The organism is Shewanella sp. 4t3-1-2LB (assembly GCF_017368415.1).
Taxonomy (GTDB): Bacteria; Pseudomonadota; Gammaproteobacteria; order Enterobacterales; family Shewanellaceae; genus Shewanella; species Shewanella fodinae.
On the sequence record NZ_JAFNJD010000046.1, the window covers coordinates 1 to 22,455 of the forward strand.

A 22,455-nucleotide genomic window follows, 5' to 3' on the forward strand; every position below is an offset into this window, starting at 1 on the left:
TAGATTTTTATTTTTATAACCAAGCATATCCGGAATAGACATATCAAAATAGAAGTGTAGATTAGCAATGGTCTTGGATATTAATGACTCCTGAAGACCATCTGCTTTAATATTCAAGGCAAGAGTTAAATGCGGATTTACTTGCGTTAGTTCCATAAATTTATCGAATAAAATTGCACTGGAATTAGCCATATTATGACTTATAACGATCTCTTCATTAAAGTCTCTTAAATCAGTTTCAATGCCGAAACCACACTCGATTGCTCGTCTGAATGCCAACTCTGAATTTTGTTCTGATAATTCTTTCCAGAATCCCCGGTGGGCAATTATGTTATTCATTTTTTCCTACACTATTATTTGATAAACTTTTATTACAACTCTATACCTTGTAGAGAGTTCACAAAAATTCTTAACATTGTTGATTTGCTGAAATTTCTAATTGGCTTTTAGGTTAATTTCTGATTTGCAAATAAAATTTTAGGGCTTCGATAACGCTAAAGTTACTCTTGCACTTTATCGCATAATTAAAATTGGCTCATTTCGAAGAGTCTGAACTTATAAAACATCTCAGTCATTCCTTGTTTACTGAGACAGAATTCATTCATTTTGAGACAGTCGAAATCAACTAACCTACTGTAATACATTGATTTTACCTACCAAGACCACCCCTCCCCAATAGGTTATTATTTTTAATATTTCAATTATTAACTCGGCTTTCTAAACCAGCTAAGGACTTGCCAAATATGCGTCAATATCCATGTGTAAGACATGAACATGGCCATAAAACATGTGAACATAATCCACTCGGGGACGGCGTATATTTCTGATAGGCAACCGATAATCGCTAAACTTGAGCCCATGAGCGAAATAATTGCAAGTGTTTGTCGGCGATTAAAACCTGCACGTTCGAAGATATGGTGTAAATGATTGCGATCAGGCTGAAATGGCGACACACCTTTTCGGATACGGCGATACATAATAGATGTCATATCCATCAGCGGAATAGCAATTAAATACAAAGCGGTAACAGGCCTGAAAGCTTTAACACCGCTGTCAGTCCCAATCACCAGTAGCCACACAACAGTTAAGCCAATAAGCATGCTACCTGCATCACCCATAAAAATTTTTCCAAAATTTTTCGGCCAGCTCAGATTAAACATTAGGTAGGCCATGATAGATGCAATGAATAGAACCGGCAGTAAGTACCAGTCGTTATTTACTCGGCTTAGTAAAAATGCCAGCGCAGCAAAAGTAATCAGGCTGAGCATTCCCGCCAGACCATCAATACCATCCACCATATTGAAGGCATTGATGGCACCTATTACCGCAATAATGGTGATTATCGTGCCCACAGCGCCCAGATACACTTCAAAGCCAAGAATAAATCCCAAACTATGTAGGTAGTAACCCGCACCAAAAATCATCATGGACGCCACAATGACTTGCGATGCTAACCTCAGCCTGACGGATAAATCGTACTTATCATCAAGCACACCCAAGAACAGCAGCATCGCCGCCGAGACAAAATAGATATTAAGCGTTTGGCTATCTTTGATAAAAAACATCGACGCCATCAACACGCCGACATAAATACAGATCCCTCCCACCAATGGGATAGCCCCATTGTGTAGTTTTCGCTCATTGGGTAAATCCACCAAACCCGCTTTTACTGCGATTGGGCGAATAATTTTTACCGCGAAAAAAGATATCAAAAAGCTTGATATCAAGGGAATTACATAGTCCATTTCAATGTCCTTTTTGAATACTTCATGACCTTATGACTGAAATCTCAGTTTCCTTTTTTAACAAAATATCTAACCAATACGATAAAGACCGCCAGCATGCCACCCAGTATGGTTCCCAGTACACAAATCAACGCTCTTTTGGGTTTAAATTTCTCTTCCGGTACCAGCGCTGGATCAACTGTTTTAAAAATATACTCATCGCGCACTTCAGCAAACATAATCGTCTTTGCCTGCTCCTCCACTAGCTTGTACAAAACAGTTCTGATATCAGCGACATTGGTTTGTTCTATCTGTTTTTCCAGATATTCAGTGCTACGCTTTGCTTCGGTAACATCTCGTTGCTTCATTACTTGATTGATATCGGTAACCAGCCAGTCGACCCATTGTTTAGCGATATAAGGGGATTTATGCTCAATAGATACAGTGACAAACCCTGACTGCTTATCACTGCTAACTGAAAAAATTTTGCTGAATTTCTTATAAGCTTCCTGCATCGATGGTTTAGCTTGTAAAGGCGGTTTAACTTGTCGTACCCATTCCTTGCTGTTGGCATCATAGAGGTCTGGATCATATGAAATTTTGTTATCACTGAGGCTCCATTTATCAACCGCCATCAGTTCCGGTAAAATGTGGTGCTTTTCAATAAAGTCTGCCGTGAATTTGCGAGACTTCATCACCTCTATTGCTAATGCGGTCTTATCTGCACCACCTGGCTTACCCAAATTAATGCCCGCTAGACTCGCTAACCCACCGAACTGGTTGGTCAAAGCAGACAAACCACCGCCTTGCGCTTCTTCTGCGGGAGCGAGTAATGCCTCTGACTTATAAATATTTGGCAGCCACAATGCTAAAGCTACAGACCCTATAGCAAACAATAGTGTGATGCCGAGAATCAGCACTTTCCCCCCCAAAATGACGCTAAAGAGTTCTCTTAAATCGATTTCATCACTTGCTGCGAAATGCTGTTGAGCAAATTCAGCGTCCTGCGGATTAGAAATGGTATTTGACATAGAAATTCTGTGGTAAGCCGTAGCAATAAGTTGTATGTAAAAAGCCAAGCAATAACGCATCAGCCATTAATTGAAGAAATACGAGCATTAAACTAAGCGACAAACTGACGGACGCAAGCGGTAAAGCACAAGTAAGTTAACACTTAGCTTATTGCCCTTAGTGCCGCGTGCTAATCGCTATGCACGCGGCATCAGGTTACATCATTTACAAATTAGCAATCGCGGCAAGCGCAACCGCCGAGTTATAGAAGATTGATGTTACCTGTGACCACAAGGTCAGGTTATCTTTATATTCGGTATCAAGCGGCACCACGATGGTGTCGCCAGCAGTGAGGTCATCCTCACTAGAGAACCAGAATGAGTTGTGCGGCATCATGACCGAGCCGTCAGCTTTAATGACATAGATGCGGTCAGTATCAGCACGTTTTCTGGTGCCCCCAGCCATCTCTAAATATTGATTTAGTGTCAGACCACTTTTAAATCTGTGCGTGGAAGGATGCTGTACTTCCCCAACCACTGAAATGGTTTGTTTTTGCGCGGGCACATACAACACATCTTTGTTTTCAAGTTGCAAATCGGCCTGTTGTATTCCTAAAGATATTGCGGGCAAGTCAATAACCAAACGCCCGACAGCTTTGATGTGTTCTAAATCCGCCAACATTTTCTGAGCATCATCGTAGTTCACTACCGTACCGTCTTGGGAAACACCTCGAGTGGCTATGTCACGACGCAGTTGGTCAGCCAGTTGTTTGATTTCAATCTCTTCCTGTTTTTTTATGGAATCACGCACAAATACAGCTGAAGGTAAGTAGGCATTATCAGTAAAGCCGCCCGCTCTGGCTAACACTTGCTCTAATGTTTCCCCACGCCGAATACTGTAGACCCCTGGGAACTTGACCTCGCCGCGAATTTCTACTGCCTGCGTATCCTGCCATTCCGGGGTTTTCATCACAGTTAACACATCCCGAGGTAACAAGCCTATATCAGCACCGGCCTCCAGTTTCATGGCTTGTTCAATATTCACGTTGATATGTGTAATAGCGGAAGAATTAGCATCAGTAACCGTACGCGTTAATTCTGCCCTCTGAGTGTAAGCACCTTCTTTAAGGCCCCCTGCCGCCGCGACAAGATCACTAATATTGGCGTTTTCGACCAGAGGGTAAATTCCGTCATAACGCACCTGGCCGTTCACAGCAACCACTTTAGCCTCCTCGCCAGCACGGCTTTGCGACTTAAGTTTAGCGATAATTGGATAAAGCAGTTCTTGGCGGTTAAACTCAGCACTTAACTTGATTAATCCCCTATCGTTAAACAACTGTGACAGCATTTTTTCAACTTCATTTGACACCAAAGTTGGTTCATCCGTGGCGTCATCGCCATTGATAACAACACCGGCCAATTGAGTCCTTTGCATTACCTTCGCTTGTTCAAGTTGCGCAAAACCGGACTGGAATAAGTCAGCATTGACCAAATTGCTATTGTTCTTTGAACCTTCATTCAAGGAAACATTAACAGCAGCAGAAAGTTCCTTATTAAGCTTTTGCAGCTTATAGATACGCTCTTTTACCAACCGATTCAGCTGATAGCGGCTGCGGCTGTTGTCAGACGCGTTAAAAATGACAATTTTATCTTTAGGTTGTAGTAGCAAGTTGTCATTAGAATCAGGGTGAGTAACCGCTTTAGCTGGTGAGAATTGCAGCACACTGATATCACCTACGGTATTAATCTGGCGCACAACCAGGGCATAATTTAGGTCAGCTCCCGGCAGTAAATCGCCATTAATCGTTGGTAAAAGGTTGCTAATTTTTTGCCCTTTGACCCACTGATAAATACCGGGCCTTACGGTCGCCCCTACCAGCGTAATGGCGTTATCGTATTCTGATGAAGCACTCTTTACTCGTAGGTAATCACCATCTTTGGCGGCGGTATTTTGCCCAGCGACAGTGGTCAAGTCGACACTGACGATTGATCTGAGGCCATTACTATTGAAACGCTCAACAGTACTGCTTTTGGGGTAAGCTCCTGGCTTTAATCCTGCTGCCATTTTCACAACATCCCCAAAGGTTTCATTGGGTCTCAGTTCGTATATGGCAGGTCGTTGTACATCACCGGATACGCTAACGGTAGGCCCAGAGGCAGGGATAAATACTACGTCACCAGAACGAAGGGGAAGATCTTTGGATGAGTCACCGTCAAGCAACAACTTATATAAGTCAAATGTTGCGACAATTTTCCCTTGACGTTTTAACTGAATATTGCGCAAAGAACCGATATCGCTAACACCGCCTGACACAAACAGTGCTTGCGTGATAGTAGACAGACTAGACACTGTGTATGAGCCAGGTTTGTAGGCATCACCCGCAATAAAAACCCTGATAGAACGCAGTTCGCCCATTGTGATATTGCTATCCACACCAATCATCTGCTGTTTAATTTGCTTGGACAATACATCTCTAAGTTCAGAGAAAGACAAACCACTGACATTGATCGGCCCCAGTCCTGGAAACTGCAGCACGCCGTCTCTGGTCACCGTCAGGTCATATTGCTCATTGTCCTTTCCGTACAATTGCACTTTCACGGTGTCACCGGGGCCGACCATGTAATTTGTTGGCACGGGAACGTCAGATACCGGAGCAAACGTGGTGGGCGACCCAGCAAACATGTCATAACCAAACCGTTTCAAAGGTTGATTCTGATCGTCTTTCAGGAAACTCAGATCGTCATTTTGTTTTGTATTTTTTTGCTCGTTCTGCTGGTCATTTCGAGGTTGGACAACGTCAACATTATAGCTATCACGGTCCTCAGATGAAGACGGATTCTTAGAAGTGAATTGTGACGGATCAATACCATATTGCTGCGCCAGGCGTATTTGCTCTGATTTAGAGAGACTTTTGAATTGCTCAAGCATCTGCGGTGAAATGGTTATCGCCTCAACTTGCGTTCCTACGAAGGACACCAGTGCTGCCAGCGCGAATATTATCTTTCTTTTCATAAGTAACACGCAATATTCTCCATAAACCCAATAATGTGCACGCAAGCACATATTATTGCATCTTCATTGATTAACATATGAGCGCCAAAATAATGACACCAGCAGTTATTTTGGCCAAACTGATTGTGAGACTTTAACTTGTCCGTATGGTTCAGAGAGCACTTCAGCTTCGCTAGTTTTATGAAATTATTTATAAAACTGCTTTTCAGGCACGCTACCGCCCATGGATTATGGCTTCCAAATTGCCCCGTTTTTACATTTTCTATGGTAATCCCTTGTATTTCTAAATAATTAAAAATACAAGCAATGCCGATTCTACTGCATCGAATAGGGCAAGTCAGTTCAAATCTGCCCTAAACTATGCCATATACGAATTTTGTTTAAAAAATGATAAAAACCTCTTTCGATGTGAAGCAAACACATCAAAACCCTAGCAAACACTGTACGATTTGTTATCACTGGAGAGGTAAATATCATTTTTCGTCAGCAAACATTCAAACTAACAAAATCAGGCACATATATTAGTCATCACTGAATTTTTATCGACGACAAGCGACTGCATTCTACCTAAAAAGCTGAACAATATTCGGCAACGGGTGTCACCACATTGTTCCTGAAAAATGCCTTCCAACTCTGCGAATGGCCCACCTGTAAAACGGACCTTATCGCCTTTTACAAGAGCTTTAGGTGCTAATACAGGCTCGGTAATTTCTCTGCGTTTGAGACGAGTTATCAATAAATCATCGATAGGGGTCATTTGTTCACGGCAGTCGACCAAACGGACAACGCCACGGGTAGCATGTAACTGGCGGACACTGGTGTGTTCAGGATCAAATCTAACGAAGAGATAATTGGGAAACAGTGGTTGTTTCCTGATAACCGCTTGGCCTTTTTCCTTTTTTTCCAACCGCAACATTGGCAGGTAGGTTTCTAACTGCTGCATTGTAAGATGCTGTTGTGCCCGCAATTCACCTCGGGGTTTACAGTACAATAGGTACCAGGCCTTCATGCTGAGTCTCTACTTCTTTGTTGGGTGACGTCCTATCACGGTGGTGAATCATAGCAAAGTTGTCTCACGGATTAAAAGCTAATTTCCATGATAACGTGTTGTGAAACATAATAACTTTATTAACATTTTTATGGTGATTCATCTTAGGTTCCGCTAGCTGAATCATGGCTGAACCATTGACTCGCCACATTGTTATAATGTATACAATTTTAAGATGTTAACATTAACCATATGTAATTGATTGTAAAGATTGCATATTAAATTTAGCAATCGCTAACTAAACAGATTGCCATTTCCTATGCTATTCAACAGACTTTACGATAGACATTGCTGGCATCAGACTTTTTAACAATTTGCTGTGAATTTTGCAGCTATTTGCTTAGGGTGGAAGACCATATGAAAGCAGCAACACCAGGGAAAACCTTTTTCGGTCACCCACAAGGCCTGTTCCTGTTGTTCTCAACTGAGCTATGGGAACGCTTCAGTTATTACGCCATGCGGGCAATTTTGGTGTTGTATTTAGTGGATAAAGTCCGCAGTGATGGCGGCTATGGTCTTGGCTGGCAGCAAGATGAAGCCTTGCGGCTATATGCCACTTTCACGGGATTGTTTTATCTCACGCCACTGCTGGGTGGCTGGTTAGCGGATAATTTCTTGGGACAACGTAAGGCCATATACATCGGCGGAGCGTTGATGGCGGCGGGTCAGTTTGCGCTGGGGATGCCTCATAATTGGTTACCCGGAAATGAAACCATCTTATTTTACGCGGGGTTGACCGGCTTAGTGCTTGGCAATGGCCTGTTCAAACCTAATATTTCAACCATGGTTGGCGATCTCTATCAGGACGGCGATCACCGTCGCGATAGTGCTTTTACCATTTTTTATATGGGGATCAATCTGGGCGCCTTTCTTTCAGCTATCGTTGTGGGCTCCGTGGTGCGTTACTTTGATGGGAATTATCAGGCTGGTTTCGTGTGTGCCGGTGCCGGTATGTTAATTTCGCTGCTGCTACAATATCTGTTTGCACACCAATTACTGGGAGACATAGGCACAATTCCGTCCGCCAGATTGGATAGGCTCAAGCAAGGGAAGCAAGATAGTGAGGGAAAAACACCGCTAACGCAGCAAGAGCGAGACCGTATCAAAGTGATTTTGATTATGGGCGTTTTTACCGCGATTTTCTGGGCGGGCTTCGAGCAAGCTGGAGGACTTTTCAATCTTTTTGCTCACAATTTTACCGATCGCATGATTGGCGACTGGGAAGTGCCAACGGAATGGTTTCAGTCGCTTAATTCTCTGTTTATTTTTATTTTTGCTCCGATTGTGGCATCGCTCTGGATCCGCTGCGGTGAGCGGGAACCGAACTCGCCGGTAAAATTCGCCATGGCATTGGCATTTCTCGCTATAGGCTTTTTGTTCATGATTGCCGCCGTACTGCAAGTTGATGAAACTACTTCTGCTAAAGCCAGTATGTTGTGGCTGGTGGCGGCCTATTTCTTTCATACATTAGGGGAACTCAGCTTGTCCCCCATTGGCTTATCCATGGTCACCAAATTAGCACCACTCCGGCTTATCTCGCTCATGATGGGCAGTTGGTTTGTATTTACCTTTATTGGCAACTACGCCGCCGGAATGGTCGGTTCACTGATAGGCAACAGTGAAGATCAAAACCTACAACTCAACAACGTATTAGCCATCTTTGCGGGTATTGCCATCACGTCGGTGATTGCTGGGATCATTTTGTACTTTATGGCTGATAAGCTGGTTGACTGGATGCATGGGGCTGAAACCAAATTACACACTCGCCGAGAGGAAGAACTGTTGGAACAGGAAATGGCGGTGACAGCCGCCCATGAGGCGATAAAACGTTAATTTTTCGGTGGTAAGGGGTCAACAGGCCCCGTTATCCAACCATCAACTGACCGTCATTTGCACAAAACCGCCTTCAGCAGCATCCGGGGTATACACCAATCCCTGAAACTCGTTCGCCATCAGCATATGTTGGTGTTTGGGAATAGCGGTCACCAGACACAAGGTGTCATTATCAGCCAATTGTCGTGATTGCTTAGACGGCTGTCCCCAGGCAAAAAGCCCCATTTGCATGCTATCAGCAAGCGCCAAACGGGTGAGTTGTTCGCCATGTCGCAGATAACATCTGAGTCCTCTGCCCGCTTGGGCAATCTGTAACTTCCTACTCGTCAAATGCAATGCCACGTAGATAATGTCGCAATACAAATCCAACCCGGCAGCGACCAGCCGTTCATTTAAATACTTAAGCATTAACTCTGGGTTGATCACGATATCATCCAGATGGTTACTGCTGTCTTTTACCTTTTGATTTACAAAACTTTTCAGCAGAACACAGGCAAACGCAGCACGATTATCTTCCGGATGGAAATGTGCCATATACATGATGAAATGCTCACTCCCCACCATGGCAGAGTCAATGAAGTAAGGACTTACTCGGTTGTGGGTCAGTAAGGTATAGTCAATATGAATTTTGGGATAATCGATGCTAGAGCTTGGAAACAGTTGTTGTTGCACACATTTGGCAGCCTCAGTGTTTTGCTCCAGCAACGCCAAATTTTCATGCAATTCCAGATAGGAGAGTTCATCAATATTTTCATCCAGCGCCCCTTGCGATGCACCAACCGATGTCAAACACTGATTAATCGCAAATTCAACGGCGTGCAGGTCGCTCAAAGGCTTAACCAAGTAATCGCTGGCCCCAAGACGCAAGGCTTCGGTCACCAACGCCATACGTTGATTGCCGGAAAGGATGATAGAAGGGATTGTTGAACCACTTTTATAAATATTGCGCAACATGGTCAAACCGTCCATGTTTGGCATATTTAGGTCGGCCAGAATGATGTCAAAACGTTTTTTGACAAATAATTCCAGCCCCTTACGTCCATCTTCAGCTTCGGTGACCAAGGCCCCTCGAGTACGTAAGAATCTGGAAAGCATATCCCGGAATACCGGATCATCTTCCACCAATAAGATATTCAAAGCTTCAAGCGCCATATAAACTTCCCGGCAAGAACTGCTATGCTGGCACCATCATCAAAGATCTATTTGTCCGACAATCCGGTCTAATTAGATGATAGCTAAAGGCTACTCCAGCTCCTGCATATATTCGTCAAGCAACTCATCATCATCCTTTTTTGATGGAACTTTACCGTCGTACACCTTGTAATCCACATATTGGATATACGCATCCTTGACGAAGCTGTACGGGTCGAGTGCATTGTCTACCAAACGTTCCTGTTCAATTGCAGCAGCACGGGCGTTAAGGCTCTTAACTCCCCATTTAAGGACCTGCTGCCATAAAGTCAATTCTGACAAGGGGAAGTATAGTTCATCCACCCAGTCTGTTGTGATTTCACGCGTTACATAGGGGCCGGCAAACGGCGCCATAAAATATGGGCCATTAGGCACTCCGTAATAGCCTAGCACTTCGTTAAAATCATCCTGTTTTCGTGGCATTCCCATCATATCCGCCACATCAATCAATCCGAGAATACCTACGGTGCTGTTGACCACAAAGCGACCGCCAGCATTCAGCGCCCAATGCCACTTCCCTTGCAGGGTATTGTTCACCAAGCTGTGGGGTTCATCTAAATTCTGCACAAAGTTATCAAGTCCAGTTTTTACTGGGTCAGGAACATAGTCCCGATAGCCGTGCGCCACAGGTCTAGCAACGTATTTATCGAGATAGTTGTAGTTAAAATTCCACATGGCCCGGTTAAACCCTTCCCAGGGATCCCGAGGGTCTTTGTAGGTGATGGAGACTTGTTTGTCAGCGTTCACCTGATTGTTATCGCCCTTAACCGCTTTATCTTCCGCCAGAGCGGCATAAGAAAATGTCAGAGCAAAAATTGCTAAAAGCCACGGATACTTCATGTCTTTCTCTTCTGGGATAGCATATTCAGAATATTAGTCGGGATTGACTAAAGGATGTAACTGTTCAGGCCGATACAGTGATAATAGTAGCGTGCAGTAAACGTCAAACGTCCATCCATTGACCTGTTTCCTTGGTTGTTAAGGATACTGCTCTGAAAAAATAGATCAAATTGATATTTAGAACCTATCGTTCGAAAATACCCATTAAAACCCCGGATTGAGACAATGAATCCAATAAATGGCACAATACCACCTAATGCACCCGCCACAGTAACGTCTGTCTCTGGCGGCGCGACGGTAGTGCCAGTAGCCGTTGCATTAGCTAACGGGCAGATTCAGGTGCAAATACAGGATCAGCAATTTGTACTGCAGACCGACGGCGATGCCAAACAGTTACAAGCCATATTGCAACAAGCCAACGCAGCAGCACTGGAGATACAGCGGCCGTTACCCGAAGTGTTACAGGGTCGCGCTGGCAGTCAACTGCTAGTGTTGGCTGAGCCAATTCAGATCCGCTTACCGGATGCCTTGACCCAACTGGCATCACAAAATGGCATTCCCTTCCAACTGTTACAACAGTTAGCCAGTCGCCCTCAAGGATATCCCTTGCCACCAGTAACCGTCGACAAATCAGATATTCGCTTTGCAGGTGGCATTGTCATCACTATTCCGCAAGATGTAAAGCTACCGCAAGGGCAATATTTAGCGAAAGTCATCAGCCAGAATAATGGGCTACAGTTACAATTACAGCCGGTCATCAACCGTACAGAAATTACCTTGAGATCGGGCCAGCAGGCTCAATTTTCAGCTGGCGCTCACGTGGAATCATCACCAGTACTGCTCAATAAACCGGATATTGGCACCACATTCACTCAGTGGTTTAAAGCCATGGAACAGTTGGCAGTACCGCAAAGCAAGGAACAAGCACCAAACATCCAAACCGCCTCGTCATCCAATAATATTGCCACGCAAACATCTGAAAATACGCAGTTGTCCAAAAATAGTGCTTTGCAGGGGGCTAACAATCTGGTCGACACAGCCAAGACGTCCCTGTTGACGGGCAATGCGTCAACAGCTAAAGCGCTAACGCTCGATCAGCTTGCACCCAAAACAGAAGTGAAATCAGCGAATAACCAGCCATCCAATCCAATAACAACGTTAACCAACAGCGGTAGCGTCACCAGTGCAGCGGCTAAACCGCCCGAGATGATGCCGTCGCTCAATTATCTACAGCGCGCGTTTAACAAGTTGGGCGCTGTTCCTCGTACCGAATTACACACCATGGAACTGCGGCCAAATGTTGCCTCAGAGTTGCTAAAACTGTTACCCGCGCTGCAGCCAAAACCCTTAGGCAGTCTTGCATTGCCTGAAGTATTACAGGCGGAATTAACCGCACAGTTAGCATTCCAGCCCGCGGTGCCTGTTACGACACCGAATGCCACACAAACCGATGCAATCAGCACTTTATTACAGTTACTCATCGGTGCGAAGGCCTTCAGTCAGCAACTGAATATCAGTCCTAAATTGCGACAGTATCTGCAAGCACTACAGAGTCGTACCGGCATTGGCACCGCGTTATTACAAACGTTGAATGAGCATGACTCACTAGAGCACGTCAGTCGCATGATGCAGGGAATTCGTGTTTATCAACAAGCTGGCAGTGCCGAAAATGGTAGTCAGTCTTGGTACGCCACTTTGCCTTATTATCTGGATCAGCGACAGGAACAGCTGGAAGCAAAATTTGATCACTCGGACGCCAAACAACAGGGAGCTGGGAAACGTCAGCAATGGCAGTTACAACTGAAATTTAATTTGAATTCTGGTGCCTTGTTGGCAAAAGCCCAAATACAGGAGCAAGGGGTAAATTTACACTTTATTGGCAGTAGCCAACGACTGATTGACAAGGTAAACAATCATCTGGAACTGCTAGGCAAGAAGTTGACACAACTCGGGCTGGTTCCCACAGAGATATCGGCGCATGTCGCCCCAGTACCCGCCACTTTGTTGCCTGGCGACCATTACCTAGTCCACATTAAAGCTTAAGGAAACATGACAATGGCAGATACCACTCCGCCAAAAAAGCCAAAACAGGCAGTCGCGCTGAGCTATGATGGTAAAACAGCGCCTAAGATTACCGCCAAAGGCCAAGACTTGCTGGCAGAGGAAATTATTGCCGTTGCTGAAGCTGCTGGCGTACATATCCATCAGGACGAACATCTGAGTAATTTTCTGCAGATGTTGGAATTGGGAGATGCCATCCCTAAAGAGTTGTATCTGCTAATCGCTGAGTTAATTGCGTTCGTGTATATGCTGGACGGCAAGTTTCCAGATCAGTGGGACAACATGCATAAAAAAATTGTGGCACAAGCATAAAAAAGAGGCGGAGGCCTCTTTCTGCTATCGTTTACTGTGCAAGCGAATAAGCAACTCTGCTTCCGCTTTAGGCAACTCACATTCTCGCATTAACTCTTCGGCACCGGCACCCAGTTGTACCATCTTAATTGCACGACTGTACAACTTTGCTTGCGGTTCCTGATGCATCGTTTCATCGAGCTTTACATCCTGCTCAGCCAGCTTACGTTCCAATGCTAGGACACGCCGACCAACCCCTATAGTGCCACTTCGCAGTTCGTGTAATTCACGTTTGAGCGCCTCGCGCTGTCGGTCACCTTCCTTTACCAACAGCGTCAGCGCTTCCACCTTATTACGCAACCGGTTTCCTTGCTTTTGCAGGAATAACACTAGACCAAGACAGGCAACAATATAAATCAGCGCTGCGATCAAAAAACCATCGCCTATCATCGGTACTTTACTCCCTAACTGCTACCGTAACGTTATTACTGCCTGTTTAGAACGATTATAACTGAGCCAATTCTGCCCACTCTTCATCGGACAGCAGTTTATCCAAATCCACAAGTATCAGCAGTTCTTCACCACGGTTGCTGACACCCTGGATAAATTTGGCACTTTCTTCAGTACCAACATTTGGTGCGTTATCAATTTCAGAACGGCGTAAGTAAACCACCTCTGCAACACTATCGACCAGAATACCAATAACCTGTTTTTCTGCTTCAATAATGACGATACGAGTGGAATCATCTACTTCCGCGGCAGGTAAACCAAAACGACTGCGAGTATCGATGACGGTAACCACATTACCACGAAGATTGATAATCCCCAGTACGTAATGTGGAGCCCCTGGTACTGGCGCAATTTCGGTGTAACGCAATACTTCCTGTACCTGCATCACATTGATGCCATAGGTCTCGTTATCCAGCTTGAAAGTGACCCATTGCAGTACCGCGTCATCCTTACCTGTAGACACAGCAGCTACATTTCTTGATTCTGTCATATTTACCTCAGTCTATCGGATCCTGACATCCCAACCCGGCATTGAGCATTTCAACAAGTGCTCGGACATGCAAAATGCCACACATCTGTTCCTTCACCACCCCTGCCAACCAAGGGCGTTTTCCTGCTTTCCCACGCCAATTGACCTGGGACTTATCAATTTTGACGGCATTGACCAGTGATTCACAGGCCAATCCCCAGTTACTTTCTTCCAATACTACAAGATATTGATAATTTATGGATTGTGCCAGTTTCTCATCATATTTTTCAGGCATTACCCACGCGGCGGTATCCACCACATTAAGCTGCGACTCCCGATAGCTCTGAACGCCCTTAAACCAGCGAGGTCTACCAATAATATGATTAATGTGCTCTACCTGTACAATGCCCCCCAAACTTATCAAAGGCACCGCTAACGTTAGCCCCGCGACATTGAAAAACAACACCTGAAATTCATCATCTAGCAATTGTTCCAAAGGTGTTATCACCTGTGGTGGTTGCGTACCGGCTTGCGTTTGTGGCTTAACAGCAGCAATCGGCGCTTTAGTTGCCATTACCGTCGACACTTGAACTATTTGCGGTGCAATAGTGGTCGCGTCTGCCACGGGTGTTGCTTTAACAGTAGTTACTTTTTCAGCACTTTTAAGCACCACAGGTTGCTCATGGGTGGTCTCTGTGGCAACCGGTGCAACTTGCGCCAGTAAACGTTGTAGCGCTTGTTTATCTATCGCAGGCTTAGTCTCCGCAACTGCTTCCAGTTTATTTATCGGCCTGGCAACTGCCGCTGGTTTAGGTTGTACTGCAGACACCAGTGTTGCAGTAGGACGCTTCTCTGGTTCGGGTTCACTCAATAGAACACTGAAGTAGTCAAAAACAGTTTCGTCAACCGATTTTGGCATGAGCGAACTCTCCCTTCATCAGGAAATCCAACAAACGTTCATAAGCCTGTACCCCGCGAGACTGTGGCGCATAATGACTAGCAGGGAGATGCGCCAAGCTGGCGTCTCGAAATTTAGTATCAACCGGGATGACATCGGGCCAAAGCCGTTCACCATAGACATCGCCGAGAAACTGTAATGCGGCTGATGACGCTTTAGTACGTCGGTCATACATAGTAGGCACAATGGAGTAGCTGTAACGGGTGCGTTTAGAACGTCCCATCAACTCCATCGTTTTTATCATGCGCTCCAGTCCTTTAATGGCCAAAAATTCTGTTTGAACCGGTACAATGATATGTTGACTGGCCGCCAGCGCATTCACCATAAGTACCCCGAGTACTGGTGGGCAATCAACCAAGGCAACATCATAATCAGAATCCAGCAACTGTATAAGATTACGCAGAACCAGGCCCATACCTTCGTGATGGCCAAGAGCACGATCTAAAGTTGCCAACGCCATAGTTGCAGGTAACAGATCTATGCCATCCACTGACGTTGGTACAATATGCTGCTTTACCAAATCTCTGGACAAGTGATCATGGGCCATAAACACATCATAAAGCGAAGCGGGCACCTCTTCGGAATCAATCCCAAGATAGTACCCCAATGACGCATGGGGATCGGTGTCAATCATCAACACGCGTTGACCACCCTTAGCTAACACACCGGCGAGACTGGCCACCGAGGTCGTTTTACCGACACCGCCCTTTTGATTTGCGATGGTCCAGACTCTCACATTTAGCCCCTTTTACCGGAAATAGCAGTTCCAGTTAGCGTTCACTCATCGTTTACATCCCGGGTGGTGACCCGGATACCGCCGTGCGGTAAACGTATTACTTTGACACCATTTTGCAGTTGTTCCACCATGACTGGTGTTTCTGCCACAGACGAAGCCCCTGGAGGTAACTTATCGTTATTAGCAGGCTTGTTCACAGGCTTTGCTTCCAGTGCCTGGGTATGCTGCTTGAGGCGTTCATCATCCAGTGATTGCTGCAGCGACTTCTTTCCTTCCTGCACAGGTTTTACCACGTCCAGTAGCGACGCGGTTTGCTCGGGATGCTTTACCATCCAGTCAGCAATTTGCCCAGCCTGTTCATCCGGCACCATCAAGACCACTTGCGATGCCCGAAGCTGTTCGGTTTTTTGCTGCAACAACTGATTTTTTATATGCAACTGCCAACTGACAGCCGCAAGAATGACTACCGCCAACGACAACAGGAATAGCGCTAACAAATACCCTGTTTGCCGATCAGCCCTATCAACCACGCCCGGACTCCCGCAATATAGCGTCCGCCATGTTATCTAGCGAAATCGACTGGCTGGATAAGCCAGCCACTGTCACGGCCTGAGGCATACCGTAGACAACACATGAGGCTTCATCTTGCGCCCAGATAATGGAGCCGGCACTTTTTAACAAGCGCGCACCCTCGCGACCATCGGCGCCCATGCCGGTTAATACCACCGCCAATACATCGCCGCCATAGGCTTTGGCTGCTGAGGCAAAGGTGATATCGACTGACGGCTTATAATTCATTTCAGGCGTACCGCTGACGATTTTAATACGGCCACTGGTTCCTGCACGCTCTACCATCATCTGCATACCGCCCGGGGCTAAATAGGCACAGCCTGGTCGCATGGCGTCGCCGTTACTGGCTTCTTTTACCTCAATCTGGCACAAGCTATTCAGTCGGGCTGCAAATGCTGGCGTAAACGCGGCAGGCATGTGCTGGATTAGCACGATAGGATGCGGGTAATCTGCCGGGAAACGGGTCAGAATACGCTGCAACGCTACCGGTCCGCCGGTAGAGGTTCCTATCACCAACAATTTGTATTGCTTGCCACTGGCCCTGGCTGGTGCGGCACTTCGGCCAACACTACGCTCCAAGGGTTTTACAGGTTCTTCTTCACGTAATGGCCGTGACACATGACTATCGACAGATGGTCGAGTCGTCAGTGGTCGACTCACCGGGCGAAATACCCGACGACGGCCTAGTGCTTTCACTCTTTGCTGTAATAACTCAATCGCGGCTTCTTTATTTGTCGCAATATCCTCAAACCGCTTTGGCAGAAAGTCGAGCGCACCTGCGTCCAGTGCATCCAACGTCGCTTTAGCACCTTCGTGAGTCAAAGAGGAAAACATCAGGATAGGTGTTGGCGTGCTTTCCATTATTTTACGAACAGCAGTGATCCCATCCATCACAGGCATTTCGATATCCATGGTGATGACGTTTGGTTTGAGTTCAGCGGCCATACGTACCGCTTCCAACCCATTTGTCGCCATACCGACCACTTCCAGCTCTGAGTCCTGATTTACAATTTCACTCACGCGCCGACGAAAAAAACCAGAGTCGTCAACGACCAACACTTTAATAGCCATTCAAATCCTTATTTACGGTTTAGCGTCTTGATCGGGAGGCGTAATGCTTGAGAAGTCCCGGAACATCAAGAATAAGCGCAATCCCCCCATCCGAAGTAATAGTGGCTCCGGCCATGCCCGGCGTTCCATGCAACAAGGCGCCCAAAGGTTTAATCACCACTTCTTCTTGACCAATCAATGCGTCAACCACAAAACCTATCTGTTTCATTCCTAGCTGCACAATAACCACGTGCCCCAGGCGTTTTTCTCCACTTTTGAAACTGCGGGGATGACGATTGAGCCATTGTTCGAGATAGAACAGCGGTATTGCCTTCTCCCGCACAATAACGGTCAGTTGTCCATCAACAACGTTAGTCTTGCCAAGATCCAGATGGAAAATCTCATTGACACTGGACAACGGCAAGGCAAAGACCTGTTTGGCCACTTCCACCATCAACGTTGGCATGATCGCCAAGGTCAGTGGCACTTTGATTTCCAGCCGAGTTCCCTTACCTTTAGCAGAATCAATGTGCACCGAACCGTTTAGCTGAGTAATGCGGGTTTTCACCACATCCATACCAACGCCACGGCCAGAAATGTCTGAAATTTCGGTCTTAGTAGAAAAACCTGGGGCAAAAATCAGATTATAGGCGTCCTGATCTGACATCCTGGCGGCGGTATCTTCATCCAGCACACCGCGTTTAATCGCAATGGCTTTAAGCTTTTCAGGATCCATACCTGCGCCATCATCTTCTATTTTCAGAAGAATATGGTCACCTTCCTGACTTGCCGATAGGGTTATGATGCCCGTCCGAGATTTACCGATAGATTCACGCACATCGGGCATTTCAATGCCATGATCCACAGAGTTACGTACTAAATGCACTAATGGATCTGCTAGTGCCTCAACCAAATTCTTATCTAAGTCGGTTTCTTCGCCGACCATGCGCAATTCAATGTCTTTATTGAGACTGCGGGCGAGATCGCGCACCACTCTAGGGAAACGGCCAAAGACTTTCTTGATTGGCTGCATACGGGTTTTCATCACCGCGCCCTGCAGATCAGAAGTCACCAAATCCAAGTTAGCCAACGCCTTGCTCATTGCCTCATCTTCGCGGGAAATGCCAAGACTCACCAACCGGTTACGCACCAGTACCAGTTCACCCACCATGTTCATGATCTGGTCCAAACGTGCAGTATCGACACGCACGGTAGTCTCTGCCTGAGGGGCACTACTCGCCGCTGGGGCGACAGCCTTACTGGCAGTTTCTTTGGCCGGAGCCGGAACTTTAGGTTCGGATGGCGCTGCGGCTTTCACCGCTTTAGGCGCGTCTGCTGCTTTGGGTGTTGCAACGGCTTTAGGCGTTGCAGCGGCTTTGGATGTTGGAACGTTAGCGGCTGGTGCAGCTTGAGGAGTTACCTTTGCGGCAGGAGCTTGTGTCGCGGCAGTATCTTCAGCTTCAAGGCCAGGCGCTTTACCTTTACCATGTAGCTGATCCAGCAAAGCTTCAAATTCATCTTCAGAAATTTCATCCGAGTCAACTGTGTGCCCGGCCGTTTCAGCCGCTACAGGTTTAGCATCGGGATTGACTGAAAATTTGCCCTTGCCGTGCAGATCGTCCAACAACGCTTCAAACTCGTCATCACTGATGTCGTCGCTGTCACTAGCCGCCGGCGCTTTCGCATCTGAGCCTGAAGCACCGGTTGCAGAGGGGCCTTTGCCTTTACCATGCAAGGCATCAAGCAAGGCTTCAAATTCTGATTCTTCAATATCATCGATGCTGCCGTTAGCCGCTGGCGCTTCAGCCGCTGTAGGTTCTGTCGATGGCGTTGCTGCGACAGATTCAAGCATCTCATCAAACAGCGCATCAGCGCTATCAGTCGTTTCCTCTATGGCAGTCTCAGTTGCAGTATCTTCAGCAGCTTCTTCTGTCGACTCAAGGCTATTACTGGATTCTGAAGGCAATGGGGCACCAGAACTCAGCAGTTTCAGATTGGCCAGCAGCTGCGGATCTGCTGGTTGCTGTTCTTCACCTGCTTGAGTCTGGCTAAACATCACATTGATGGCATCCAACGCCTGTAGGATGATATCCATCAGTTCGGCGCTGACACTGCGTTTACCGGTACGCAATAAATCGAAGGTGTTTTCTGCCTCGTGGCAAACATCCACCATGGGCGCAAGTCCCAGGAACCCGGCCCCACCTTTCACGGTATGAAAACCGCGGAAAATGGCATTCAACAGGTCGGTATCTCCTGGATTATTTTCTAACTGCACCAGCTGCTCCTGCAGCAGCTCCAAAATCTCTCCGGCTTCGATTAAAAAATCCTGCAGGATCTCTTCATCAACATCAAAGGCCATCAATATGACTCCTCATCAGAATCCCAGACTAGAGAGCAAATCGTCTACTTCATCCTGTCCGGTAACCACGTCCTGACGTGATCCAGCATTATGAATAGGTCCTTCAGCATCAATATTACTTTCACGAATGCTGACTAGACTCTCGTTAGGTTGTGCCCCAAACATGGTCAATAGTGATACAAGATTGCTTTCTACTTCTTTTACTAAATCAATCACCCGGCGGATCATCTGCCCAGTCAGATCCTGGAAATCCTGAGCTAACAGTATTTGGTTGAGCAGTTCGTGCAGTCGTCCAGAGTCAGCCTCAGTCTGCACCATAAAGTGCTGCACATCGTGACACAGGGTTTTGAACTCATCGAGTGACAGATTCCGACGCATCAGTCTGTCCCACGTGGGTTTAATATTAGCAAGGCTAACGCTGAGCGCATCGGACAGTGGCAAACACTCTTCCACGGCATCCATGGTTTTATTGGCCGCCTGTTCTGTCATGTCGATAACAAAACTCAGACGTTCTTTCGCATCTGGGATATCGTTATTCGCCAGTTCCACTAATCGATTATCCAGCTGAAACTCGTTCAATGCATTGTGGAGTTGCCGCGTCAGTTTACCGACTTCAGCAAACAGTTCTTGCTGGATAGGTTGCGATAACTCACGGACCAGTTCATCAGCTTGTTGTTGTTCGCCAGCTGATAGCAGTTCCACTAGGCGCTGAGCCTGTTCGAGCGTAATGAGTCCGGTGTTTTCTGCCTTCATAGCGCCCCCAAGCTCAACCAAGTCGTTCAAAGATTTTGTCCAACTTCTCTTTAAGGGTTGCGGCGGTGAAAGGTTTAACAACATAACCATTCACTCCGGCCTGGGCGGCAGCGATAATCTGCTCACGCTTAGCTTCCGCGGTAACCATCAACACCGGAATATTCTTAAGATTTTCATCCGCGCGAATTGCTCTTAGTAGATCAATGCCCTGCATACCCGGCATGTTCCAGTCGGTGACCACAAAATCAAAATCACCTTTCTGCAGCATTGGCAGCGCAGTAGACCCGTCATCGGCTTCTTGGGTGTTATTAAACCCAAGATCCCGTAACAGGTTTTTGATAATCCTTCGCATCGTTGAAAAATCATCAACAATGAGAATCTTCATGTTTTTATCCAAAGTTTCCTCCGCAGAGCTGAATTTTAAAACCGCTCAAAAAACCGTTTAGTTCTGTGTCCAATGCCTGAGTTTTGCTTTAAGCCTGAGCATTGCCTGACTGTGGATCTGACTAACTCTAGACTCACTAACATCTAGAATGGCACCGATTTCTTTTAAATTGAGCGCTTCATCATAATAAAGCGACAGAACCAGCGCATCTCTTTCCGGCAAAAGCTTAATCGCGTCTGCCAATGCTTCTCGAAACTGATCGTTTACCAGCGTGTCATAAGTATCGTTCGCTGCCATTTCATCGGCAAAAAGCGCATCTGGAGCTCCGCCAAGATCCTCGATTCCTATTATTTTACCAGCAGATACGTCACTTAGTATGTGATGATATTCATCAAGTGACATTTCCAACCGTTGAGCGATCTCAACATCTCTAGCATCCCGGCCCAACTCCTGTTCCAGTTCATCAATCACTTGAGCAATTCTACGTTGATTACGATGAACGGAACGGGGCAACCAGTCGCCACGGCGGATCTCATCGATCATCGCTCCGCGAATACGAATACCGGCAAACGTTTCAAATTTGGCACCTTTGCTGCCATCAAATTTGGAGGCGGCTTCCAGCAGGCCCATCATCCCGGCTTGTAGCAGATCATCCAGCTGTACCGATGCAGGTAAACGCGCCAGTAAATGGTGGGCGATTCGTTTCACCAGCGACGCATACTGGTCAACGATCAAGCTTTTATCGTTAAACCCGGTATACGCGGCCATTTTATTCACTGGCACCTTCCTCCTGATATTCAGGCTTTTGCACCAACCGCTCGACAAAGAACTCCAGATGACCACCGGGCTGTTGCGGTACAGGCCAGCTAATCACTTTGTTTGCCAGCCCTTGGTAAGCAATGCTCGCTGGCGATTTAGGAAAGGCTTCTACGATGAGTTTCTGCTTACGCACCGACTTACGCAGATTTTCATCAAAAGGTATGGTGGCAACCAATTCTAGCGCAACATCGAGGAAACGATCGGTCACTTTGCTCAGTTTAGCAAATAACTCCATGCCTTCCCGCAAACTGCGCACCATGTTGGCTACAATTTTAAAGCGAAAGACGCCGTGTTCCCGACTCAGAATCTTGATCAGCGCATAGGCATCAGTGATGGATGTTGGCTCGTCACAGACCACCACCAACACATCCTGTGAGGCCCGAGAAAAACTCAGCACCATGTCAGAAATACCGGCAGCAGTGTCAACGATTAGCACATCAAACTGCGTTTTCATTTCACTGAAGGCTCGGATCAGTCCGGCATGCTGCGCGGGGCTCAATTCAACCATTGACTGAGTACCGGAGGTAGCGGGAATAATCCCAATACCTTTGGGTCCACGGACGATGATGTCATCCAGTTCAGCTTCTCCAGACAATACATGTGACAAGTTGCGTTCGGCCCGCAATCCGAGCATTACATCGACATTTGCCAATCCCAAGTCAGCATCCAATACCATTACCCGCTTGCCTTTCTCTGCGAGCGCCACGGCGGTATTGATAGCAACGCTGGTCTTGCCTACGCCACCCTTGCCGCCGGTAACGGCAATTACTTTCACTTTTTCGTTTTGTTGTTGATTTATCATTCGTAAACCACTCGCTTGATCCTGGGTCATAGC

Annotated in this window: 21 protein-coding genes; 3 read left to right on the top strand and 18 right to left on the bottom strand. The window is 46.5% G+C overall.

Annotated elements, in window-relative coordinates:
* The 5 genes from J3L11_RS15300 to rfaH all read right to left on the bottom strand — a co-directional run.
* Window positions 1-339: hypothetical protein (locus J3L11_RS15300; protein ID WP_207571579.1), on the bottom strand; the 339-nt coding region annotated here is incomplete at its 3' end.
* A gap of 365 nt (window positions 340-704) precedes the next feature.
* Window positions 705-1,745, bottom strand: a complete 1,041-nt coding sequence (gene wecA / locus J3L11_RS15305; protein ID WP_207571580.1) for a UDP-N-acetylglucosamine--undecaprenyl-phosphate N-acetylglucosaminephosphotransferase — start codon at window positions 1,743-1,745, stop codon at window positions 705-707.
* 44 nt (window positions 1,746-1,789) lie between these two features.
* The gene (locus tag J3L11_RS15310) at window positions 1,790-2,755 is read right to left on the bottom strand and encodes a Wzz/FepE/Etk N-terminal domain-containing protein (protein WP_207571581.1); all 966 of its coding nucleotides are present in this window, start codon (window positions 2,753-2,755) and stop codon (window positions 1,790-1,792) included.
* A 205-nt stretch (window positions 2,756-2,960) separates the two neighbouring features.
* Window positions 2,961-5,747, bottom strand: coding sequence for an SLBB domain-containing protein (locus tag J3L11_RS15315; protein ID WP_207571582.1), 2,787 nt, complete (start codon window positions 5,745-5,747; stop codon window positions 2,961-2,963).
* A 508-nt stretch (window positions 5,748-6,255) separates the two neighbouring features.
* Window positions 6,256-6,756: a transcription/translation regulatory transformer protein RfaH gene (gene rfaH / locus J3L11_RS15320; RefSeq protein WP_207571583.1), complete on the bottom strand. Its 501-nt coding sequence runs from the start codon at window positions 6,754-6,756 to the stop codon at window positions 6,256-6,258.
* A gap of 396 nt (window positions 6,757-7,152) precedes the next feature.
* Between rfaH and J3L11_RS15325 the strand changes: the two genes are divergently transcribed.
* Window positions 7,153-8,628, top strand: a complete 1,476-nt coding sequence (locus tag J3L11_RS15325; protein WP_207571584.1) for a peptide MFS transporter — start codon at window positions 7,153-7,155, stop codon at window positions 8,626-8,628.
* Between the two features lie 42 nt (window positions 8,629-8,670).
* Here the strand turns inward: J3L11_RS15325 and J3L11_RS15330 are convergent, their stop codons facing one another.
* The gene (locus J3L11_RS15330; RefSeq protein ID WP_189617488.1) at window positions 8,671-9,780 is read right to left on the bottom strand and encodes a response regulator; all 1,110 of its coding nucleotides are present in this window, start codon (window positions 9,778-9,780) and stop codon (window positions 8,671-8,673) included.
* A 90-nt stretch (window positions 9,781-9,870) separates the two neighbouring features.
* Entirely contained in the window at window positions 9,871-10,659 is a 789-nt protein-coding gene (locus J3L11_RS15335; protein ID WP_133038528.1) for a VacJ family lipoprotein, read from the bottom strand.
* Between the two features lie 225 nt (window positions 10,660-10,884).
* Here J3L11_RS15335 and J3L11_RS15340 point away from each other — a divergent pair, with 225 nt between their 5' ends.
* Together J3L11_RS15340 and J3L11_RS15345 are read left to right on the top strand one after the other, a co-directional pair.
* Window positions 10,885-12,702, top strand: a complete 1,818-nt coding sequence (locus tag J3L11_RS15340; protein ID WP_207571585.1) for a hypothetical protein — start codon at window positions 10,885-10,887, stop codon at window positions 12,700-12,702.
* Window positions 12,703-12,714: 12 nt separating this feature from the next.
* A complete protein-coding gene (locus J3L11_RS15345; RefSeq protein ID WP_133038530.1) occupies window positions 12,715-13,032 on the top strand; it encodes an EscU/YscU/HrcU family type III secretion system export apparatus switch protein in 318 nt (105 codons plus the stop codon).
* A 24-nt stretch (window positions 13,033-13,056) separates the two neighbouring features.
* Here the strand turns inward: J3L11_RS15345 and J3L11_RS15350 are convergent, their stop codons facing one another.
* Genes J3L11_RS15350 through J3L11_RS15400 form a run of 11 tightly spaced genes read right to left on the bottom strand, consistent with a single transcriptional unit; the run spans window position 13,057 to window position 22,452 of the window.
* Entirely contained in the window at window positions 13,057-13,458 is a 402-nt protein-coding gene (locus J3L11_RS15350; RefSeq protein WP_133038623.1) for a DUF2802 domain-containing protein, read from the bottom strand.
* A gap of 58 nt (window positions 13,459-13,516) precedes the next feature.
* Window positions 13,517-14,011, bottom strand: a complete 495-nt coding sequence (locus J3L11_RS15355) for a chemotaxis protein CheW (protein ID WP_189617492.1) — start codon at window positions 14,009-14,011, stop codon at window positions 13,517-13,519.
* Window positions 14,012-14,018: 7 nt separating this feature from the next.
* A complete protein-coding gene (locus J3L11_RS15360) occupies window positions 14,019-14,909 on the bottom strand; it encodes a chemotaxis protein CheW (RefSeq protein ID WP_189617493.1) in 891 nt (296 codons plus the stop codon).
* On the bottom strand, window positions 14,893-15,684 hold the full coding sequence (locus J3L11_RS15365) for a ParA family protein (RefSeq protein ID WP_207571586.1): 792 nt from the start codon (window positions 15,682-15,684) through the stop codon (window positions 14,893-14,895). Before J3L11_RS15365 ends, J3L11_RS15360 begins: the two co-directional genes overlap by 17 nt.
* A gap of 41 nt (window positions 15,685-15,725) precedes the next feature.
* A complete protein-coding gene (locus J3L11_RS15370; RefSeq protein WP_207571587.1) occupies window positions 15,726-16,214 on the bottom strand; it encodes a hypothetical protein in 489 nt (162 codons plus the stop codon).
* Window positions 16,207-17,325 (bottom strand): chemotaxis response regulator protein-glutamate methylesterase, encoded by a 1,119-nt coding sequence (locus tag J3L11_RS15375; protein ID WP_133038535.1) that lies wholly within the window; start codon window positions 17,323-17,325, stop codon window positions 16,207-16,209. The genes J3L11_RS15370 and J3L11_RS15375 overlap by 8 nt, the downstream gene beginning before the upstream one ends.
* 19 nt (window positions 17,326-17,344) lie before the next feature.
* Complete coding sequence (locus J3L11_RS15380; RefSeq protein ID WP_207571588.1) at window positions 17,345-19,663, bottom strand: chemotaxis protein CheA; 2,319 nt, start codon at window positions 19,661-19,663, stop codon at window positions 17,345-17,347.
* Between the two features lie 15 nt (window positions 19,664-19,678).
* Complete coding sequence (locus J3L11_RS15385; protein ID WP_133038537.1) at window positions 19,679-20,416, bottom strand: protein phosphatase CheZ; 738 nt, start codon at window positions 20,414-20,416, stop codon at window positions 19,679-19,681.
* Window positions 20,417-20,429: 13 nt separating this feature from the next.
* The gene (gene cheY, locus J3L11_RS15390) at window positions 20,430-20,813 is read right to left on the bottom strand and encodes a chemotaxis response regulator CheY (protein WP_133038538.1); all 384 of its coding nucleotides are present in this window, start codon (window positions 20,811-20,813) and stop codon (window positions 20,430-20,432) included.
* Between the two features lie 45 nt (window positions 20,814-20,858).
* Window positions 20,859-21,578, bottom strand: coding sequence for an RNA polymerase sigma factor FliA (locus tag J3L11_RS15395; protein ID WP_133038624.1), 720 nt, complete (start codon window positions 21,576-21,578; stop codon window positions 20,859-20,861).
* On the bottom strand, window positions 21,571-22,452 hold the full coding sequence (locus tag J3L11_RS15400; protein WP_133038539.1) for a MinD/ParA family protein: 882 nt from the start codon (window positions 22,450-22,452) through the stop codon (window positions 21,571-21,573). Before J3L11_RS15400 ends, J3L11_RS15395 begins: the two co-directional genes overlap by 8 nt.
* Window positions 22,453-22,455: the final 3 nt, after the last annotated feature.

Excerpts from the sequence above, each read along its gene's own strand:
- J3L11_RS15325 (WP_207571584.1), top strand. The coding sequence starts at position 7,153 with ATGAAAGCAGCAACACCAGGGAAAACCTTTTTCGGTCACCCACAAGGC.
- J3L11_RS15310 (WP_207571581.1), bottom strand. The coding sequence starts at position 2,755 with ATGTCAAATACCATTTCTAATCCGCAGGACGCTGAATTTGCTCAACAG.
- J3L11_RS15355 (WP_189617492.1), bottom strand. The coding sequence starts at position 14,011 with ATGACAGAATCAAGAAATGTAGCTGCTGTGTCTACAGGTAAGGATGAC.
- J3L11_RS15330 (WP_189617488.1), bottom strand. The coding sequence starts at position 9,780 with ATGGCGCTTGAAGCTTTGAATATCTTATTGGTGGAAGATGATCCGGTA.
- J3L11_RS15375 (WP_133038535.1), bottom strand. The coding sequence starts at position 17,325 with ATGGCTATTAAAGTGTTGGTCGTTGACGACTCTGGTTTTTTTCGTCGG.
- rfaH (WP_207571583.1), bottom strand. The coding sequence starts at position 6,756 with ATGAAGGCCTGGTACCTATTGTACTGTAAACCCCGAGGTGAATTGCGG.
- J3L11_RS15360 (WP_189617493.1), bottom strand. The coding sequence starts at position 14,909 with ATGCCAAAATCGGTTGACGAAACTGTTTTTGACTACTTCAGTGTTCTA.
- J3L11_RS15340 (WP_207571585.1), top strand. The coding sequence starts at position 10,885 with ATGAATCCAATAAATGGCACAATACCACCTAATGCACCCGCCACAGTA.
- J3L11_RS15380 (WP_207571588.1), bottom strand. The coding sequence starts at position 19,663 with ATGGCCTTTGATGTTGATGAAGAGATCCTGCAGGATTTTTTAATCGAA.
- J3L11_RS15315 (WP_207571582.1), bottom strand. The coding sequence starts at position 5,747 with ATGAAAAGAAAGATAATATTCGCGCTGGCAGCACTGGTGTCCTTCGTA.
- J3L11_RS15385 (WP_133038537.1), bottom strand. The coding sequence starts at position 20,416 with ATGAAGGCAGAAAACACCGGACTCATTACGCTCGAACAGGCTCAGCGC.
- wecA (WP_207571580.1), bottom strand. The coding sequence starts at position 1,745 with ATGGACTATGTAATTCCCTTGATATCAAGCTTTTTGATATCTTTTTTC.
- J3L11_RS15345 (WP_133038530.1), top strand. The coding sequence starts at position 12,715 with ATGGCAGATACCACTCCGCCAAAAAAGCCAAAACAGGCAGTCGCGCTG.
- J3L11_RS15335 (WP_133038528.1), bottom strand. The coding sequence starts at position 10,659 with ATGAAGTATCCGTGGCTTTTAGCAATTTTTGCTCTGACATTTTCTTAT.
- J3L11_RS15400 (WP_133038539.1), bottom strand. The coding sequence starts at position 22,452 with ATGACCCAGGATCAAGCGAGTGGTTTACGAATGATAAATCAACAACAA.